Genomic DNA, 19221 nt, shown 5'->3' on the forward strand with positions numbered 1-19221 from the left:
TGCGCATCCCGACCCTGCTGTTCGTGAACAAGATCGACCGGCGCGGGGCCCGCCAGGACGGTGTGCTGCGCGAGATCGCCGACCGGCTCACACCGGCGATCGTTCCCATGGGCACGGCGGAGGGGCTCGGCACGTCCGGCGCCCGCTTCACCCCGGGACTCGCCCCGAGCGCGCTCGACGTCCTCGCGTCCCAGGACGACGACGTGCTGTCCGCGTACGTCGACGGCACCCTCTCCCACGACCGTCTCCGTACGGCGCTCGTCACCCGTACCCGCCGGGCCCAGGTCCACCCGGTGTACTTCGGCTCCGCGATCACCGGCGCGGGCGTCCGTGAACTGGTCGCCGGAATCGGGGAGTTGCTGCCGCCGGCCGACGGAGATCCCGAAGTGCCCGTCTCCGGCACGGTGTTCAAGGTGGAGCGGGGCCCGGCGGGGGAGAAGGTGGCGTACGCGCGGATCTTCGACGGTACCCTGCGCACCCGCGACCGTGTCCCCTTCGGTGCGGCCGGGACGGAGGACGCGGCGCGGCAGGAGGGCAGGGTCACCGCGATCACCGTCTTCGACCACGGCACCGACGTCCGTGACGACGCCGTCCCCGCCGGGCGCATCGCCCGGCTGTGGGGTCTGGCGGACGTACGGATCGGCGACACGATCGGTGAACCCCGTGACATCCAGGGGCACTTCTTCGCTCCGCCGACCCTGGAGACGGTGGTCGTCCCGGGCCCGGCCACGGACCGCGGGAAGCTCCACCTCGCCCTCGGTCAACTCGCCGAACAGGACCCGCTGATCGACCTGCGCCACGACGAACGGCGCCGCGAGCTGTCCGTGTCGCTCTACGGCGAGGTGCAGAAGGAGGTCATCCAGGCGACGCTCGCCGACGAGTACGGACTCGACGTCACCTTCCGGGAGACCACCACCATCTGCGTCGAGCGACCGGTCGGCTCCGGCGCGGCGGTCGAGTACAACAAGAAGGACGACAACCCCTTCCTCGCGACCGTCGGCCTGCGCGTCGACCCCGCCCCGACCGGCTCCGGCGTGGAGTTCGGGCTGGAGGTGGAGCTGGGCTCCATGCCGTACGCCTTCTTCAAGGCCGTCGAGGACACCGTCCGCGAGACCCTCGAACTGGGCCTCTGCGGCTGGCGGATCCCGGACTGCGCGGTCACCATGACCCACTGCGGCTACTCGCCCCGGCAGAGCCACGCCCACCAGGGCTTCGACAAGAGCATGTCCAGCACCGGCTACGACTTCCGGGGCCTGACCCCGCTCGTCCTGGTCGAGGCGCTGCGGCGGGCCGGGACACGGGTGTACGAGCCGATGCACGCGTTCCGTGTCGAGGCCCCGGCGGACACCCTGGGCGCGCTGCTGCCGGTGCTGACCTCGCTGCGGGCCGTGCCGGAGAGCACCGAGACGCGTGGCAGCGTCTGCGTGCTGACGGGCACGGTACCGGCCGGCCGCGTGCACGAGTTGGGCCGGCGGATCCCCGGACTCACGCGCGGCGAGGGCGAGTTGGAGAGCGCCTTCGACCACTACGCGCCGATCACGCACGGCACGGTGCCGGCCCGGCCGCGCACCGACCACAACCCTCTCAACCGCCGGGAGTACCTGTTGAACATGAGCCGACGAGTGGGGAGTTGAGGTGACTGGGGCGAAAGAGGACCGAAAATCCTGAAACTTACTCAGGAGTCAGAAGTATTGACGGTGTCGGGAAATCCCCGGACTGTAGTGGACATGCCGAATATCCGGGCTCGTCTGCTCGTGGTTCTGGTTGTCCTCTGCGGATTCCTGACGGTGGTGGGTGCCTCGCCCGCCACCGCCGCCACCGTCCCCGACTCCCTCTCGTTCGACGGCACGACCCTCACCGTGTCGAACGGCCGCTTCGTCGACGCCACCGGCCGCGAGGTCGTACTGCGCGGCTACAACGTCTCCGGCGAGACCAAGCTGGACGAGAACAACGGTCTGCCCTTCGCCTCGGTGGCCGACGCCAAGAAGTCGGCGACCGCGCTGCGTGCCCTCGGCGGCGGCAACGCGGTCCGCTTCCTGCTGTCCTGGGCCTACGCCGAACCCGTGCGCGGTCAGGTGGACACGGCCTACCTGGCCGCCGTGACCGCGCAGATGCAGGCCTTCCTCGACACCGGAATCCGCGTCTACCCCGACTTCCACCAGGACCTCTACTCCCGGTACCTGTTCAACACGGGCAGCTGGTACACGGGCGACGGAGCCCCCAAGTGGGCGGTGGACCTGGGGAGTTACTCTCAGGAGTACTGCGGGATCTGCCTCTTCTGGGGGCAGAACATCACCCAGAACGCGGCCGTGACCAAGGGTCAGTACGACTTCTGGCACAACAACTACGGCCTGCAGGACGCCTTCCTGACCACGGCGCAGTCCACCATGAGCTACCTCGCGCAGCACCTCACGACCGCCCAGTTCGCGGGCGTCGTCGGCTTCGACCCGTACAACGAGCCGTTCGCCGGCACCTACGACTCCGGTCAGGCCTCCCGGACTTGGGAGGCGAACCTGCTGTGGCCCTTCTTCCAGAAGTTCCGGGCCCGGATGGACGCGGCCGGCTGGCAGAGCAAGCCCGCCTTCGTCGAGCCGAACCTCTTCTGGAACTCCAACATCGACTCCCAGAAGCAGGAGGGCGGCCTGCTGGACGCGGGCACGCTCGGCTCGCGCTACGTCTTCAACACCCACTTCTACGACCAGAAGGCCATCTCCGGCATCCTCATGTGGGGCAACGCGTCCGACGGGCAGTACGCGACGGACTTCGGCACGATCCGCGACCGCGCCTCGGCCGCCGGGACCACCGCGATCGTCAGTGAGTTCGGGCACCCCCTGAACGGAACGGTCGCGGGCAAGGCGCCGACGGTCCTCAAGGCGATGTACCAGGCCCTGGACTCCCGTGTTCCCGGGGCGAGTTGGTGGACCAACCCGGCGAACTCCGGTCCCGTCCTGTCGGGTTCCCAGTGGCAGTGGGACATCTACAACGGCCGCCACCACGAGCTGATGAACGACAACCCCGACAAGGTGCTGACGTCCGGCGACGCATGGAACGACGAGGATCTCTCCGCCGTCAACATGAACGACTCCGGCACGGTGGCCCTGCGCCAGGACGCCCGACTCCTGGACCGCGTCTACCCGAGCGCGACCTCCGGCTCCACGGCGGCGTTCACCTACGAGGACCGCTCCCGGGACGGGTCGACGACCCTGACCTGGAACCCCGTACCGAGTTCACTCCCGAACGTGTCCTCGCTGGTGGGCTCCGGCCAGTACAGCCTGCTGGTGTGGCGCTCGGGCAGTGCCACGGCACCCACCGAACTGCACCTCCCGGCGTCCTTCCCGACCGCGACGACCACGGTCGTCTCCGACCTGGGCACGGCGTACGCGCCGCCCGCCTACACCTCGTCGACCCCGGTCGGCGTGGCCGCGGAGCCGGGCGGCACCGGCAGCCGCCGGCTGCTGCTGACGGACTCCGACTCCGGCGTCCTGCACTACGCGCTGGTGACCAACGGAGCGACCGCACCCTCCGCCACCCTGCTGAGCGCGGCGAAGTCCGAGCTGGCGGCTTGGGCGGCGGCGAAGTTCTGAGAAAGGGCTCTGGGAAGGTTCTGGGAAGGAGAGGCCCGGCCAGGCCCTCGACCGGTCAATTCCGGCGAGGGCAGGCCGGGTTCATCTGTCGGAGTCGGCCAGCAGGCCGATCAGATAGATCGTGATCGCGCGCTCCAGAGTCGCGGCGAAGGGGGTGCGGAGGAACACGAGACTCGGGTCGGTCGCGTAGGCGGTCCGCACGGCCTCCGCCGGATGGCTGTGCGTCCACAACGCTCCGACGAGCACGATCGTCATGCTGGCTGCTTCGGCGGCCTTTCGTTCGTCGAGCTCCGGCAGGACCTCCCGCAGCATGTCCGCCAGACCGCCGAGACCTTCGTGGGCCCCCCGCTTGTACTTCGCGGCCAGCTCGGCGGAGACATTGTGCTCAAGGATGCCGGCCTGGGCGCTGAGCAGTTCGCAGAGCATCCTGCGGGCCGCGAACGACGAGGCCAGTCCTGATGCCACCGACTCGGCCCTGGTGACGGCGGAGCCCGTCCGGTCGACGCAGGCGGGCAGTTGATCGACCACCTCCGCCAGGAAGTCGCGGGTCAGGCTCTCCAGGAGGTCCAGAAGGACCGCCTCGCGCGACTCGAAGTAGCGCATGACATTGGACTTCGCCAGTCCCACGCGGCGGCTGAGCTCATTGAGGCTCACGGCCGAGACCGGCATCTCGCTGAGCATGGTCGCCGCCGTCTCCAGGATGCTCCGGCGGCGTACTTCGCGCTGCTCCTCGTTTCTGGCGCGTTGGAACGTGTTCATGCCCACAGGTTACAGACCTCCGGTCCCTTGCGTAGAGACCGGAGGTCTCTTATGCTCGAAGAGCCCGCCGGTCTCTTAGGTCCGGTAGGTCCGACATCCCGTTCCGACGAGCTCTGAGAGCTGGAATCCGCAATGACGAAAAATGTAGCTCTGGTCACCGGTGCCTCCTCGGGCATCGGCGAAGCCACCGCTCGACAGCTTCAGCAGGCCGGCTTCATCGTCTACGGCGCGGCCCGCCGCACCGACCGGATGAGCGGCCTGGCGGCGTCGGGCGTGCGAACGCTCTCGCTCGACGTCACCGATGAGATCTCCGTCGGCAACGCGGTCGACGAGATCATCGCGGCCGAGGGCCGCATCGACGTCCTCGTCAACAACGCCGGCTACGGCTCGTACGGCGCGCTGGAGGACGTACCCATGGCGGAGGCCCGCGCGCAGATCGAAGTGAACGTGTTCGGTCTGGCGCGACTGACCCAGCTGGTCCTTCCGCACATGCGCGCCCGAGGGAGCGGCACCATCGTGAACATCAGCTCCATGGGCGGCCGGTTCGCCACGCCCATGGGGGCCTGGTACCACGCCAGCAAGTTCGCCGTCGAAGGCCTCAGCGACGCACTGCGCCTGGAACTCAAGCGGTTCGGCATCGACGTCGTGCTCATCGAACCCGGCTCCATCCGGACCGACTGGGGCGCGATCGCGGCCAACAAGTTGCGGGCCACCTCCAGCCACGGACCGTACGCCGAGCAGGCCGACGCGATGGCCAAGTCCCTGGAGCGCAGCTCGCGGCCCGGCACCCGCATGGCCTCACCCGCCACCGTCATCGGCAAGGCCGTGGCGAAGGCGGCGACCACCCGGCGTCCGCGCACCCGCTACCGCGTCGGCTTCGGCGCGAGCCCCCTCATCTTCCTCAGCAGGCTCCTGCCGGACCGCACGTTCGACGCGTTCGTCAAGCGCTCGTCCGGTGTGCCGGCGTGAAAGCCCCTGCTCCCCATCCGACTTCGCAGCGAAGGAAAGACCATGTCTGACTCCACCACCCCGCGGCCCAAGGCCCTGATCCTCCTCTCGTCGGCACGCGTGCTCCCGCTCAGCGAGCCCGCCGGCCACCCCGGAATACCGACCGGGTTCTTCCTCGTCGAACTCGCCGCCGTGATGGCGCAGTTCGAGAACGACTACGACTTCATCCTGGCCACCCCGGACGGCGAGCTGCCGCAGCTCGACGTCAACGGACTCGCGCTCAACTTCCACGGAGCCGGCAACCTCGGTCTCGCCACCGCCCGCACCACCATGCAGACCGGCGTCGAGCGGTTCGGCCCCGAGAAGCTGCGCGAGAAGAATCCGGACCTCCTCAAGCGCCGCGAGAGCGAACTCGCCCTGGCCTACCGGCTGCTGGGCCGCATCCCGGTCTCCGAGCCGCTCCCCAAGACGGACGCGGAGGCCATCTCCGTCCGAGGCGATGTCGTCGCCGACTTCGACGCATCGCAGCAGCGCGAGTACCTGTCCATCCAGCAACTGATCGAACGGCACCGCGATCCCGCGTCCGACTTCTCGCTCGCGGACCTGGCGTTCGTGCACATGCCCGGCGGACACGCCCCGATGGTCGACTTCCACGACAACCCGTGGATGGGGGAGTTGCTGAACACCCTGCGCGAGGCCGATGTCCCGATCTCCCTCATCTGCCATGCCCCGATCGCCCTCACCTCGGCGCAGTACCGGGTCGACGGCGACGGGAAGGTCACGAGCGATCCCGAGCACGCCTTCAAGGGCGCACGGATCACGACCGTGCCCAAGTACGGCGAGAGGGCGATGCTCGGCTTCCAGTACCCCAAGGTGCCCGGCGAGCGAACACGCCTGACCTACTACGTCGACGTGGCGCTCAAGGAGGCCGGCTACGACGTCAGCCTCACCCTCAACCCCTCGGCCGCCAAGGTGATGTGGGACGCCGACCACTCCCTGCTCACCGGCAACGGCCCCCAGGCCGTGGACGAACAGGCCGCCCGCCTGGCCGAGATCGTGCGGGGCCGGTCATGAATCGGTTCCGCGGATGCAGGGCGGCGACTGTCACCGAGAACCGAGAACGGAGAGCGTAATGAGCAGCACCATCACGCAGTTCGAGCACTGGATCGGTGGCCACCCGGTGCCGCCCGCCTCGGGGCGCCATCTGGACTCCACCAGCCCCCACGACGGCGAACTCGTGTTCCGTATCGCCGACGGCTCCGCCGAGGACGTCGAGCAGGCCGTCCTCGCCGCCCACCGGGCCCAGCCGGCCTGGGGGCGGACGACCACGACGGAGCGCTCCCGGGTCCTCACATCCATCGCGGCCGGCATACGGGAGAACATGGACCGGCTCGTCGGGCTGGAGTGCGCCGAGGGCGGCAAGATCCCCGTTCTCGCCCGTATGGAACTGCTCATCGCCGCCGACTACTTCGACTACTACGGCTCCATCGTGCGCACCCTCGCCGGCGACACGATCGACCAAGGACCGCAGAACCTGACCTACACCCGGCACGAGCCGTACGGCGTCGTCGCCATCATCACCCCCTGGAACGCCCCCCTCAATCAGGGGTGTCGAGGCATCGCCCCCGCGCTGGCGGCCGGCAACACGGTCGTGCTCAAGCCGAGCGAGTTCACCTCCGCCACATCCCTGGCCCTGGGGCGCATCACCGCCGAGGCCGGACTGCCCGACGGCGTCCTCAACGTCGTCACCGGAACCGGCCCCGCCGTCGGCACCCCGCTGGTCTCGCACCCCCTCGTCCGCCGGGTCAGTTTCACCGGCTCGGTCGCCACCGGCCGGGCCATCGGTCGGATCGCCGCCGAGCGCGTCATACCGGTCGCCCTCGAACTGGGCGGCAAGAGCCCGCTCGTGGTCTTCGCCGACGCCGACCTCGACGCCGCCGCCAGGGCGGCGGCGATGGCCGTCCTGATCAACTCCGGGCAGATCTGCTCCGCGACCACCCGACTGCTGGTCGAGCGCAGTGCGCAGGACGAGCTGGTACGTCGTATCGGCGCGATCCTGGACGGCAAGCGCCCCGGCGAGGATTTCGGCCCGATCGTCACTCCGCCGCAGTTCGACAAGGTGCTCGGCATGCTGGCCACCGCGCGGCAGGAGGGCGCCCGTGCCGCCGTCGGCGGGCACAGGTGCGAGGACGGGGTGCCCGAACGGGGGCGCTACATCCAGCCGACCGTGCTCACCGACGTCAAGCCCGACATGCAGGTGGCGCGAGAGGAGATCTTCGGGCCGGTGCTGGTCGCCATGCCGTTCGACACCGACGAAGAAGCCGTCGCCCTCGCCAACGCCACCGAGTACGGCCTCGCCGGCGCCGTGTGGACCGGGGACACCGCCCGAGGGCTGGCCCTCGCCCACCGCATCGAGGCCGGCCAAGTCACCGTCAACGGGGGTGCCATGGGCGTCGAGACACCGTTCGGCGGCTACAAGACGAGCGGCATCGGCCGGGAGAAGGGCATCACGGCGCTCTACGAGTACACCCAGCTCAAGACGGTCAGCGTCACCCTGCCGGGCCTCGCCGTCCAGTGAGCCCTATGCGATGGGAAAGTCGAAATAGGTGTCCGGAAAGGGCTCGGTTTCGAGTGTGTAGTGCCACCATTCGCAGGCGTAGGAACGAAAACCGCAGGTTTCCATGATGGAGCACAGATGTCGACGGTTCGCCGCTTCGACTTCCGTGACTCCTTTCGCTCCGTGATGTGAGATCGAATCCATCAGGTCGTGGTCACCGCCCATGGGCGCCAGTTCTTCGGTGTCCAGGTGAAACAGCGTCAGGTCGACGGTACTGCCGCGGCTGTGACCCGACCGGGCGGCCACATATCCCAGGTCGAACATCCCGGCTCTGTCGATGTTCGGATAGTGCCGCAGCTTCGTCCGGCCGTCCTCCGGCTGTTGCGACCACCGGAGAAATCGGTCCACGGCCCGTTGCGGGCGATAACCGTCCCAGAGAAGAAGGCCGAAGCCGAGGGATTCGGCCTTCTTCTGAGCCCTTCCCAGAGCCGCGCACACATCCCGCGTGCCGACGATGCGATTCGCCAGGTACCCGTCCACCGGTTTGCCGGTGAAGTTGTCCCAGGTGGCGTACTTGGCGTCCCAGCGTATTCCGGACACCGCCTCGTCCACGAAGACGAAATCTTCCTTCATCGGATCTTCCCCGTCAGCGCCAGCGACACCATCCGGTCGATCACCTCGCCGAGCGGCAATCCCGCGGCCGCCATCATTCTCGGATAGCGGCTGTACGAGGTCAGGCCGGGCAGGGTGTTGACCTCGTTGAGGACGACTTCTCCGTCCTCCTTGAGGAACATGTCCACCCGAGAAAGACCCGTACATCCCAACGCGCGGTACACAGTCTTCGCTGTCTCATGGACGAGCGAACGCGATTCTGCCGGAATGTCGGCCGGAACGATCGGCGTGGAGTTTTCGGAACCGCTTTCGGGTTCGTCCTCCTGGTGGATGCGGAAGAACCCGTGCGAGAGGGAAATGTGGTCCACCTCGCCGGCGAACAGATCCAACTCGTTCCCGAGGATGGCGCACCCGATCTCGCTGCCGGCAACGGCCTCTTCGATCAGCACCTTCGAGTCGTACCGCCGTGCGTTCTCCACCGCGCTCAGCAGTTCCTCTTTCCCGGACACCTTGCTGACGCCGAAGGACGACCCCGAACGGGCCGGTTTCACGAAGACGGGATAGGTGAGCCCGGCGGGATCGATGTTCTCGTGCGCCAGGACGGTCCAGAAATTCGGCGTGGCGATTCCCGCGCTCCTGGCGACGAGGTAGGCGAGGGACTTGTCCATGCACAGAGCGGAACTCTGCACATCGCAGCCGACGTAGGGGATACCGGAGAGCTCCAGCAGACCCTGCATCGCGCCGTCCTCGCCGAGTTTGCCGTGCAGGACGGGCAGCACGAGGTCCAGGCCGATCGTCTCGTATCGTCCCTGCTCAAGGACGAGCAAGCCGCGGACACTCCTGTCCGGCGACAGCAGAGCCGGGCGGCACCTGCCGGCCTCCCAGTCCGCGACAGGCCCGTCGCAGAGGTTCCAGGCGCCGCTCCTCGTGATCCCGACATAGAACGGTTCGTACTTCTCCAGGTCGAGGTTGCGGGCGACCTCCTGCGCGGACTTGACGGAGATGGCGTGCTCTTCGGAGATGCCGCCGAATATGATGCCGACCTTCAACCTAGCCATGCTGACTCCTGCTTTCGAATTTCAGGCAGTTGGTGAGGGAGTTCTCGACCATGTCGCTCAGGGCGTGGTCCGTGTAATAGGCGGTGTGCGGACTGATCAGCACATTCGGCAGACTCTGCAGCCGCAACAGCGGTTTGCTGTCGATGGGTTCGTCTCGGCAGTCGGCGTAGAAGATTCCTTCCTCTCCTTCGAGGACGTCCAATGCAGCGCCGCCCAGCCTGCCGTTCTCCACTGCCTCGACAAGGGCCTCGGTGTCGATGAGCGCGCCACGTCCGGTGTTGACAATCAAGGCGCCGTACTTCATCTGCTCCATGCGTCGCCGATCCAGCAGATGGTGAGTCTCCGCGTTGAGCGGCGCATGGAGCGTGACGATGTCGCTCAGCTTCAGCAATTCATTGAGCGGCACGTAATCGGCGGCAGTCTTGGGACGACTGTCATGGGCCAGGATCCGGCAGCCGAAACCCCGAAGCCTGTCCATGACCGCCGTGCCGATGCGGCCTGTGCCGATCACGCCGACCGTCAGATCCCGCAGCTCCTTGCCGCGCAGTTCACTCAGTCGGTAATCGTGCGCGTCCGTGCGACGGATGATGGATTTCGCGTCTCGCACCGCCATCAACATCAGCATCAAGGTGTAGTCGGCCACGCTGTCCGGCGAGTAGCTGACGTTCTCGACGGAAATGCCGACGCCGCCCGCGTATCCCACGTCGATGTGGTTGTAGCCGATGCTCCTGGTGGAGATGTACGTCACGCCGGCTTGACCAAGGGCGCGAAGAGTGGCGTTGGTGAGGTGAGTCTTGTGGCCGACGCTGATGCATCTGCTTCCGGACGCCAGTTCACTATTGGCTGTGGACACCGGTGCGTCGGTGATGATCGGCGTTACGTCGAATCGAGACGCCAGCTCGCGGAACAAGACGGCTTCATCTGGGCCGCACCCGTAAATGGTGATGCGGGGCGGTTCGTTGTCGCTGTCGGTCATGCCCACAGTCAAGGTGGCCTGGTGTTGTCCGAACGTATGTGGTTTTCCATATGCCTGCGATACACCGCGCTGCCTTGACTGGAGGCATGCCTTTCCAAGAAACAGCCTCCATAAGGGCCCGGTCATGATCCCGCTCAGCCTCGGCGAGATCGCCCAGGTCGTCGGCGGGGCGGTCGAGGGCGACGATGCCGTGACGGTCACCGCGCCGGCCGTGCTCGACGGCCGGCAGGCCGAGCCGGGCGGCCTCTTCGTCGCCTTCGCCGGCGCGCACGTTGACGGCCACGACTACGTCGATCAGGCCCGCCGGGCCGGCGCGGTGGCCGTGCTCGGCTCCCGGCCCACGCCGCTGCCGACCGTCGTGGTCGAGGACGCCCAGGCCGCGCTGCAGGTGCTCGCCGCCCATGTCGTGGCCCGGCTGCGGGACAAGTTGACCGTCGTCGGAGTGACCGGCTCCCAGGGCAAGACCGGCACCAAGGACCTGCTGGCGGCCGTGCTGTCGAGCATCGCGCCGACGACCGCCACGATCGGCTCGCTCAACAACGAACTCGGCGTACCGCTCACCATGTTGCGCGCGGACACGGCCACCCGGTTCCTCGCCGTGGAGATGGGCGCCCGTCACGTCGGCGACATCGCCCAGCTCACCGGTCTGGTCGCGCCCGACATCGCCGTAGTCCTCAACGTCGGTCAGGCCCATCTCGGCGAGTTCGGGTCGCGCGCCGCTATCGCCAAGGGAAAGGGCGAGTTGGTGCAAGGGCTGGCGCCCGGCGGCACCGCCGTCCTCAACGCCGATGACCCCCGCGTGGTCGCCATGCGCTCGCTCACCGACGGTCCGGTGTTGACCTTCGGCCGGGCGGAACACGCCGATGTGCGGGTGCTCGACCTGGCGCTTGACCGGCTCGGCCGGCCGTCGTTCACGCTCCGGACCGCCGACGCCTCGGCTCCCGTCACGCTTCAACTCATAGGCGCCCACCAGGCACTCAACGCGTCGGCCGCCGCGGCGGCGGGGCTGGCGGCCGGTGTACCTCTCGACGTAATCGCGGCCGCCCTCGCCACCGCCTCACTCTCGAAGTGGCGCATGGAGCTGCGCGACCTCGCCGATGGCGCCACGCTGCTCAACGACTCCTACAACGCCAACCCCGATTCCACGCGCGCCGCCCTGGACGCGCTGGCGGCGATCGAGGGCGGGCGCCGTATCGCCGTCCTCGGCGAGATGCTCGAACTCGGCGACGACAGCGAGGCCGAACACCACACCGTCGGGGCGTACGCCGCCACCCGGGTCGATGTGGTGGCCGTGGTCGGCGAGGGTGCCCGGCCGATCGCCGACGGTGCGGGGGAGCGTGCGGTGATGCTGGCCGACAACGACGCGGCCGTCGACTGGCTGCGCGGCCACATCGGGGTCGGCGATGTGGTGCTCGTCAAGGCCTCGCGCGGGGCGCGTCTCGATGAAGTGGCCGCCGCGCTGGGGTAGTTGCGCCGGGCGAGGTCGGCCGTGTCGCGGTGAACCGCTCCAACCCGGCCCGCCCGGCGGCCGGGCCGGAGATCCACGCTCAGCGCCCGCGCCGCCTCATGTAGAGGTCGAACGCCCGGTAGACCATCGGCCGCAGCGGCAGGTCCCACTCGCCGACGTACCGCACCGCCCGACCACCCGTGCCCACCTTGAACTGGATCAGCCCGACGTGCGGGTCGTCGGCGTCGAGGGTGGGGGTGATGCCGCGCAGGTCGTAGACGTCGCAGCCGGCCGCCAGGGAGTCGCGGATCATCGCCCACTGGCAGGCGTTGGAGCCGCGTACCTCGCGCTTCTCGGTGGAGGAGGCGCCGTAGGAGTACCACGCGTGGGCGCCGACGCGGACCAGGACGGTGGCGGCGACCAGGTCGCCCTCGTGGTGGGCCAGGTAGAGCTTGATCCGCTCGGGACTCTCGGCGCTCAGCGCCGCGAACATGGTCTCGAAGTAGCGCAGCGGGCGGGGCGTGAAGCGGTCGCGCTCGGCGGTGTGGACATAGAGGTCGTGGAACGCCTTGAGGTCCCGACCTGGCGTGCTCCCGACCGTGACCTCGACTCCCTCCTTGGCCGCCTTCTTGATGTTGCGGCGCCAGAGCTGGTTCATGCCCTTGAGGACGTCGTCCTCGGACCTGCCCGCCAGCGGGATCTCGTACTTGAACTGCGGATGCCCGACCCCGAAGCCGTCCTCCGGGCTCTGCGGCAGCCAGCCGGCGTCCCGGAGCCGGTCCGCCACGCGGGCGCCGACCGGGTCGGCCCAGTCGCCGGACATCTCGGTCAACCGTCTGATGCCCGGGTCGGCCATGCCCTCCTTGACCTGGGCGGCGCCCCAGGTGTTCGTGCGCACCGGCGGACCCAGCCGGATCGCGAACGCGCCGTGTGCCTTGAGATACGCGGCCAGCGGGTCGAGCCACGCGTCGATCTCGCCGGTCCAGTCGATGACTGGGCCCTCGGGCAGATAGGCCAGGGTGTAGCGGTCGAGCCGCGGCACCGGCCGGTGCAGGACGAGCCCGGCACCGACCAACCGCCCGCGGTCGTGCCACCCGAGCGACTCGCTGCGCCACTCCGTCTTGACCCGCCCCCAGGCCGGGGTCTGCAGGAAGCTCACCGACCGCTGCGCCCGTACGAACGCCAAGTGGTCGGCCGCGCTGATCGGCCTGACGGTCAGGTTCACGCCCGCGGCTGTGCGTGCTGTTTCGCTGTAGGACATTCCGCCAGCCAAGGCAGCGCGGTGTTGCCGGTGCGTATGCGCTTTTCGGTACGGCGACGATATGCGCCGACTCATACCATCGAAGGCATGCGAGACAGACAGGAGCGGGACGGGCAGGGGATCGTGGACAGGGCGCCCGGGATGAGCGCTCGCCTCAAGCTCACCCTGAGCTACGCCGGATTCCTCATGGTCGCCGGCGTCCTGCTGCTCGCCGCCGTGTGGGTGTTCCTCCTGCGGTACGTCCCCAATCGCGCGTTGCTCACGAACCCGGACGACAGGCCGAACGGTGTCTTCCCCATCCGGTCCGTCCTCCTGGGCGTCTTCGCTCCGAGGGCGGCCGCGGTCCTGGCGTTCCTGCTGGTCTTCGGTCTGGTGGGAGGCTGGATCCTCGCCGGCCGTATGCTCGCCCCGCTGACCCGCATCACGGAGGCCACCCGCACGGCCACGAGCGGCTCGCTCTCCCACCGGATCCGGCTGCCGGGCCGCAAGGACGAGTTCCGCGAACTCGCCGACGCCTTCGACACCATGCTCGCCCGGCTCGAAGCGCACGTCGCCGAACAGCAGAGATTCGCCGCCAACGCCTCCCACGAACTGCGCACCCCGCTGGCCGTCTCCAAGTCACTGATCGACCTGGCCCGCACCGACCCGAATCACGACAACGGCCAGATCATCGAACGTCTCCACGCCGTCAACACCCGGGCGATCGACCTCACCGAGGCACTGCTCCTGCTCACCCGCGCCAACCAACGGACCTTCACCCGAGAGCCCGTCGACCTCTCCCTCGTGGCGGAAGAAGCCGCCGAAACCCTGCTGCCTCTCGCGGAGAAGCAGGGCGTCACCATTGAGACCGACGGCGACATCACCCCCACGATCGGATCGCAGGCGCTCCTGCTGCAACTGATCACGAACCTCGTGCAGAACGCGATCGTGCACAACCTGCCGGAGGACGGCACCGTGTGGGTCAGCACCGAGGTCCGCCCCAGGACCGTGGTGGTCACCGTCGAGAACACCGGCGAGATCCTCACCCCCCAGCTGGTCTCGACCCTCACCGAGCCGTTCCAGCGCGGCACCAAGCGCATTCACGCCGACCACGCGGGCGTCGGCCTGGGACTGGCGATCGTCAAGACCATCGTTCTCGCCCACGACGGAAGACTTACCCTCACCCCGCGCCCGGCCGGTGGGCTCCGCATCACGGTGGAACTGCCCGCGGTGCCGAGCACCGTTCCGCAGCGCTGAGGAAGGGGGCGCCGGCGCCGAGGACAGGGGGCGCCCTTCTCGCCGAGGCCGATGACACGACAAACTGTCGTATCAGGCGGCGAGGGAGGAATCAGTGGCGGGCAGGCTCAGGGCCCCGACCGGACGCTACGGCGGCAAGTCGGCCACGGAACGGCAGGCTGAACGGCGCAGGAGATTCCTGGACGCCGCCTTCGACCTGTTCGGCGACACACCCGGCTACCGCGCGACCACGGTCGCCGCGCTGAGCGAGGCCGCGGGACTCTCGACACGCCAGTTCTACGAGGAGTTCCACACCCTCGAAGACGTGCTCGCCGCGCTGCATCTCCAGGTCAACGGATGGGCCGAGGAGGCCGTCCTGGCCGCGTTCGCCGAGGCCCGTGACCTCCCGCTCGTCGAGCGCGTCACGGCGATGTTCCGGGCCTACGCGGCGAACGTCAGCGCCGATCCGCGCCGCATCCGCATCACCTTCGTCGAGATCATCGGCGTCAGCCCACGCCTGGAGGAGCAGCGCCTGGCCCGCCGTGCCCGCTGGGTGGACCTGATCTGCGCCGAGTGCGACGCGTCCGCCGCCCGGGGACAGGCGGCCCAGCGCGACTACCGCATCGCCGCGACCGCCTTCATCGGCAGCGTGAACGGACTGCTCCACGACTGGAGCGCCGGATGGCTCGACGCGACCCTGGACGAGGTCGTGGACGAACTGGTCCGGCAGCTGCTGGGGATTCTGCGGCCAGAGGGCTGGTCTCCGGAGGGCGAGTGAGCCGACCGCCGGGCCTGTGCGCTCACCCCTCCTGGGAGGAGCGAGCCGACCGCCCGACCGGTGCACACCCCCTCAGCCGGCCATCCTCTCGACCGCCTTCACCACCGGCGGCACACCGTCCTCCGCCCGGATACGCGCACCCAATTCCGCTGCCCGCCGCCCCAACTCCGCATCCCCCGTTGCCCGTTGGAGCGCCCCGGCCAGCGCTTCGGTGGTCAGGCGGCGCAGGGGCACGGCACACGGAGCGACTCCGACACGGACCAGGCGCGCCGCCCAGAAGGCCTCGTCGAACTGGATCGGTACCGGTACCGCGGGGACCCCGGCCCGCAGGCCCGCGCCGGTCGTGCCCGCGCCCGCGTGGTGGACCACGGCGGCCATGCGCGGGAACAGGGCGGAGTGCGGGACCTCGTCGACGGTCAGCATGTCGTCGCCGGACGCCTCCAGACCGCTCCAGCCGCGCTGGATCACACCCCGCAGTCCGGCCCGGCGCAGGGCGCGCACGACGTCCGCGCTGAGCCGCTCGGGATCGGGCACGGTCGCGCTGCCCAGCCCGACGTACACCGGCGCCGGACCGGCGTCCAGGAAGTCCCGTACCGGGTCCGGGAGTTGGCTCTCGACGTCGTACGGCCACCAGTAGCCCGCGATGTCGAGCCCCGCCCGCCAGTCGGACGGTCGCGGCACCACCAGCGGGCTGAAGCCGTGCAGCGCCGGCGGCGCCAGTCGCTCGCGGGCCCGCCAGGCCGCGACGGCACGCATGCGTGGCAGACCCAGCCGGTCCCGTACGGCGGGCAGGGCCTCGGCGAAGACTTGCTGCACGGCCAGGTTCACGCCATGACCGGCGATCCGGTTCCCGGCGGCGCCCAACGACCGGGCGCTGAGCATCGGCGGTGCGAACTCCCTTGTGGGACTGAGGGGTTGGAGGGAGACCTCCAGGCTCGGCAGGGACAGACCTTCGGCGATCGTGTGCCCGAGCGGGGCCACGGACGGGGCCAGGAGCAGCAGGTCGCTCGACCGGGCGGCCGTCACGAGATCGTCGGCCATCCGTCCGACCACGTCCCGCGCCATCGAGACCAGGCGTACGAGCTTCCCCAGGCCGGTCGCGCTGTCGTGCAGGCCTCGCCCGCGCGAGGACTCCAACTCGGCCCGCGGGTCCACCGGTAGGGCATGGAAGCGGACTCCCGACCCCGCCAGCAGCGGTTCGAACCGGGCGTGCGTGACCAGGGTGACCTCGTGCCCGGCCCGGGAGAGCCCGTGGCCGAGCCCGGTGTAGGGGGCCACATCGCCCCGGGAGCCCGCCGTCATGATCGCCACTCGCACGACGGTCAGTATGGGCCCGGGTCCAGCCGCAAGGCGACAACGACCCACGAACTACGGCCACTTCACGCCTGTCACATCCGTTGACTTCCTTCTCCCCGTGGCTCTACTTTCGGCGCGCAACGCGTTCGGTTCACCGATCCACGTTCGAGATATCGATCGTCGTGACCATCTCGATCACCGTGACCGTCCTTCCCCGTCCACGACCGTCTTCGGGACCCCCGCCGAAGGAGCCGCATGAACCCCCCGACGCTCACCACCCACCGAGGTCTCGTCCGACGCTGCAGAGCCGCCGCCGTCCGACTCCTCGTCCTCGCTCTGACCGCGACCGCCGCGCTGTTGTTCGCCGGGCCCGCCCCGGCCCAGGCGGCGACGAGCCGGCAGATAGCCGTGCCCACCGCCCCCATGGGCTGGGCCTCCTGGAACAGCTTCGCCGCGAAGATCGACTACAACGTCATCAAGCAGCAGGTCGACGCGTTCGTCGCCGCCGGGCTGCCCGCGGCCGGCTACCAGTACATCAACATCGACGAAGGCTGGTGGCAGGGCACCCGCGACAGCGCGGGCAACATCACCGTCGACACGGCCGAGTGGCCCGGCGGCATGAGCGCCATCGCCGACTACATCCACAGCAAGGGCCTCAAGGCCGGCATCTACACCGACGCCGGCAAGGACGGCTGCGGCTACTACTACCCGACGGGCCGCCCCGCCGCGCCGGGCAGCGGCAGCGAGGGCCACTACGACCAGGACATGCTGCAGTTCTCCCAGTGGGGCTTCGACTTCGTGAAGGTCGACTGGTGCGGGGGCGACGCGGAAGGCCTCGACCCGGCGTCGACGTACACCTCGATCAGCTCCGCGGTGACGAAGGCGACGGCCGCCACCGGCCGGCCGCTCACCCTCTCCATCTGCAACTGGGGTTACCAGAACCCCTGGAACTGGTCGCCTGGCCTGGCCCCGATGTGGCGGACCAGCACCGACATCATCTACTACGGCAACTCGCCGTCGATGACGAACCTGCTGTCCAACTTCGACCAGACCCTGCACCCGACCGCGCAGCACACCGGCTACTACAACGATCCGGACATGCTGATGGTCGGCATGACCGGCTTCACCGCCGCCCAGAACCGCACCCACATGAACCTGTGGGCGATCTCCGGCGCACCTCTCCTGGCGGGCAACGACCTGACCACGATGTCCTCGGAGACCGCCGGGATCCTCAAGAACCCCGAGGTCATCGGCGTCGATCAGGACGCGCGCGGGCTCCAGGGCGTCAAGGTCGCCGAGGACACGACGGGACTCCAGGTCTACGGCAAGGTGCTCAGCGGCGCCGGCAACCGTGCCGTCGTCCTCCTCAACCGCACCTCCTCCGCCCAGAACATCACCGTGCGCTGGTCGGACTTCGGCCTGACCAACGCCAACGCGACCGTCCGTGACCTGTGGGCGCGGGCCAACGTCGGTACGTTCGGCACGAGTTACACCGCCAGCGTCCCGGCGGGCGGTTCGGTGCTGCTCACGGTCACCGGCGGCACCGAGGCGGCGAGCAGCACCTACACGGGCACGTCGAGCTTCTCCGGCGTGGTCGCGGGCAGCACCGGCGTGAAGACCGTGGACGTCGCCTACACCAACAACACGTCCGCCGCCCGCACCGCGACCCTCAAGGTCAACGGCCAGGGCACGACGGCGGTCTCCTTCCCGCCCACCGGCTCCACGCAGGGCACGATCTCCGTCCAGGTCGGCCTGGCGAAGGGCTCCGCGAACACCCTGACCTTCACCGGCGCACCGACCCTTGCCGACATCACCGTCCGCCCGCTGCCAGGAGCGAACGGAACCCAGGTCATCGGCACCCAGTCCAGCCGCTGCCTGGACATCTACAACAACACCATCACCAACGGCACCCAGTCCGAACTCTGGGACTGCAACGGCGGCCAGAACCAGTCCTGGTCGTACACCTCCCGCAAGGAGCTCGTGGTGTACGGCAACAAGTGCCTGGACGCCTACAACCTCGGCACCACCAACGGCACCAAGGTCGTGATCTGGGACTGCAACGGCCAGAACAACCAGAAGTGGAACGTCAATTCGGACGGCACCATCACCAACGTCAACGCGGGCCTGTGCCTGGACGCCTACAACGGCGGCACGGCCAACGGCAGCCAACTCGTGCTGTGGACCTGCAACGGCGGTACCAACCAGCAGTGGTCACTGTCATAGGGCGGGCCTAGCCGCACGCGAGTACCAGGACGGCCGCGACCGCGGCGCACGTCAGCCGCTGGCAGACGGCGCCGTGGGTCGCGGTTCGACAGCGGGGTGTTCGCCGTGGTGCAGGTCGAACGCCGGGGACTCGCTGCGGATGCGGGGGAGGGAGACGAAGTTGTGGCGCGGGGGTGGGCAGGAGGTGGCCCACTCCAGCGAACGGCCGTAGCCCCAGGGGTCGTCGACCTCGACCTTCTTGCCGTACTTGGCGGTCTTCCAGACGTTGTAGAAGAAAGGGAGGAAGGACGCGCCGAGCAGGAACGAGGAGATCGTCGACACCGTGTTGAGGGTGGTCAGCCCCTCCGCGGCCAGATAGTCGGGGATCCGCCGCTGCATTCCGTTCGCGCCCAGCCAGTGCTGGACCAGGAAGGTGCCGTGGAAGCCGATGAACAGGGTCCAGAACGTGATCTTGCCGAGCCGCTCGTCGAGCATCTTGCCGGTCATCTTCGGCCACCAGAAGTGGAA

At 68.9% G+C, this 19221-nt stretch carries 16 protein-coding genes; 9 read left to right on the top strand and 7 right to left on the bottom strand.

The window, feature by feature from the left end; translation table 11 throughout:
- Together ACWDR3_RS40995 and ACWDR3_RS41000 are read left to right on the top strand one after the other, a co-directional pair.
- The coding region (locus ACWDR3_RS40995) for an EF-Tu/IF-2/RF-3 family GTPase (RefSeq protein WP_450357694.1) at nucleotides 1-1634 on the top strand (1634 nt) is incomplete at its 5' end.
- Between the two features lie 93 nt (nucleotides 1635-1727).
- A complete protein-coding gene (locus tag ACWDR3_RS41000; RefSeq protein ID WP_450357695.1) occupies nucleotides 1728-3584 on the top strand; it encodes a cellulase family glycosylhydrolase in 1857 nt (618 codons plus the stop codon).
- A gap of 81 nt (nucleotides 3585-3665) precedes the next feature.
- Here ACWDR3_RS41000 and ACWDR3_RS41005 read toward each other — a convergent pair whose 3' ends face one another.
- Nucleotides 3666-4343 (bottom strand): TetR family transcriptional regulator, encoded by a 678-nt coding sequence (locus ACWDR3_RS41005; RefSeq protein WP_450357696.1) that lies wholly within the window; start codon nucleotides 4341-4343, stop codon nucleotides 3666-3668.
- 132 nt (nucleotides 4344-4475) lie between these two features.
- On the opposite strand from ACWDR3_RS41005, the gene ACWDR3_RS41010 reads away from it, so the two are divergent.
- From ACWDR3_RS41010 to ACWDR3_RS41020, 3 genes are read left to right on the top strand one after another with little or no spacing between them, the layout of a single operon-like run.
- A complete protein-coding gene (locus tag ACWDR3_RS41010; RefSeq protein ID WP_450357697.1) occupies nucleotides 4476-5312 on the top strand; it encodes an oxidoreductase in 837 nt (278 codons plus the stop codon).
- 42 nt (nucleotides 5313-5354) lie between these two features.
- Nucleotides 5355-6365, top strand: coding sequence for a hypothetical protein (locus ACWDR3_RS41015; RefSeq protein WP_450357698.1), 1011 nt, complete (start codon nucleotides 5355-5357; stop codon nucleotides 6363-6365).
- A gap of 58 nt (nucleotides 6366-6423) precedes the next feature.
- On the top strand, nucleotides 6424-7869 hold the full coding sequence (locus ACWDR3_RS41020) for an aldehyde dehydrogenase family protein (protein WP_450357699.1): 1446 nt from the start codon (nucleotides 6424-6426) through the stop codon (nucleotides 7867-7869).
- Between the two features lie 3 nt (nucleotides 7870-7872).
- Here the strand turns inward: ACWDR3_RS41020 and vanX are convergent, their stop codons facing one another.
- From vanX to ACWDR3_RS41035, 3 genes are read right to left on the bottom strand one after another with little or no spacing between them, the layout of a single operon-like run.
- Nucleotides 7873-8481, bottom strand: coding sequence for a D-Ala-D-Ala dipeptidase VanX (gene vanX, locus ACWDR3_RS41025; protein ID WP_450357700.1), 609 nt, complete (start codon nucleotides 8479-8481; stop codon nucleotides 7873-7875).
- Nucleotides 8478-9518 carry a D-alanine--(R)-lactate ligase VanA-Sc gene (vanA-Sc, locus tag ACWDR3_RS41030; protein ID WP_450357701.1) on the bottom strand — a complete coding sequence of 347 codons (1041 nt, stop codon included), beginning with the start codon at nucleotides 9516-9518 and terminating at the stop codon, nucleotides 8478-8480. Before vanA-Sc ends, vanX begins: the two co-directional genes overlap by 4 nt.
- Nucleotides 9511-10494, bottom strand: a complete 984-nt coding sequence (locus ACWDR3_RS41035; protein WP_450357702.1) for a D-isomer specific 2-hydroxyacid dehydrogenase family protein — start codon at nucleotides 10492-10494, stop codon at nucleotides 9511-9513. Before ACWDR3_RS41035 ends, vanA-Sc begins: the two co-directional genes overlap by 8 nt.
- A gap of 124 nt (nucleotides 10495-10618) precedes the next feature.
- Here ACWDR3_RS41035 and ACWDR3_RS41040 point away from each other — a divergent pair, with 124 nt between their 5' ends.
- Complete coding sequence (locus tag ACWDR3_RS41040) at nucleotides 10619-11962, top strand: UDP-N-acetylmuramoyl-tripeptide--D-alanyl-D-alanine ligase (protein ID WP_450357703.1); 1344 nt, start codon at nucleotides 10619-10621, stop codon at nucleotides 11960-11962.
- A 79-nt stretch (nucleotides 11963-12041) separates the two neighbouring features.
- On the opposite strand, the gene ACWDR3_RS41045 is transcribed toward ACWDR3_RS41040, so the two are convergent.
- Nucleotides 12042-13202: a lipid II:glycine glycyltransferase FemX gene (locus ACWDR3_RS41045; protein WP_450357704.1), complete on the bottom strand. Its 1161-nt coding sequence runs from the start codon at nucleotides 13200-13202 to the stop codon at nucleotides 12042-12044.
- Between the two features lie 141 nt (nucleotides 13203-13343).
- Between ACWDR3_RS41045 and ACWDR3_RS41050 the strand changes: the two genes are divergently transcribed.
- Nucleotides 13344-14438, top strand: coding sequence for a sensor histidine kinase (locus tag ACWDR3_RS41050; RefSeq protein ID WP_450357708.1), 1095 nt, complete (start codon nucleotides 13344-13346; stop codon nucleotides 14436-14438).
- A gap of 94 nt (nucleotides 14439-14532) precedes the next feature.
- Nucleotides 14533-15195 (top strand): TetR/AcrR family transcriptional regulator, encoded by a 663-nt coding sequence (locus ACWDR3_RS41055; protein WP_450357705.1) that lies wholly within the window; start codon nucleotides 14533-14535, stop codon nucleotides 15193-15195.
- Between the two features lie 72 nt (nucleotides 15196-15267).
- On the opposite strand, the gene ACWDR3_RS41060 is transcribed toward ACWDR3_RS41055, so the two are convergent.
- On the bottom strand, nucleotides 15268-16497 hold the full coding sequence (locus tag ACWDR3_RS41060; protein WP_450357709.1) for a glycosyltransferase: 1230 nt from the start codon (nucleotides 16495-16497) through the stop codon (nucleotides 15268-15270).
- Between the two features lie 249 nt (nucleotides 16498-16746).
- Here ACWDR3_RS41060 and ACWDR3_RS41065 point away from each other — a divergent pair, with 249 nt between their 5' ends.
- Nucleotides 16747-18714: a ricin-type beta-trefoil lectin domain protein gene (locus ACWDR3_RS41065; RefSeq protein WP_450357706.1), complete on the top strand. Its 1968-nt coding sequence runs from the start codon at nucleotides 16747-16749 to the stop codon at nucleotides 18712-18714.
- Nucleotides 18715-18765: 51 nt separating this feature from the next.
- On the opposite strand, the gene ACWDR3_RS41070 is transcribed toward ACWDR3_RS41065, so the two are convergent.
- On the bottom strand, nucleotides 18766-19221 hold a 456-nt coding region (locus ACWDR3_RS41070; protein ID WP_450357707.1), incomplete at its 5' end, for a cbb3-type cytochrome c oxidase subunit I.

It is taken from the genome of Streptomyces sp. NPDC001002 (assembly GCF_053599215.1).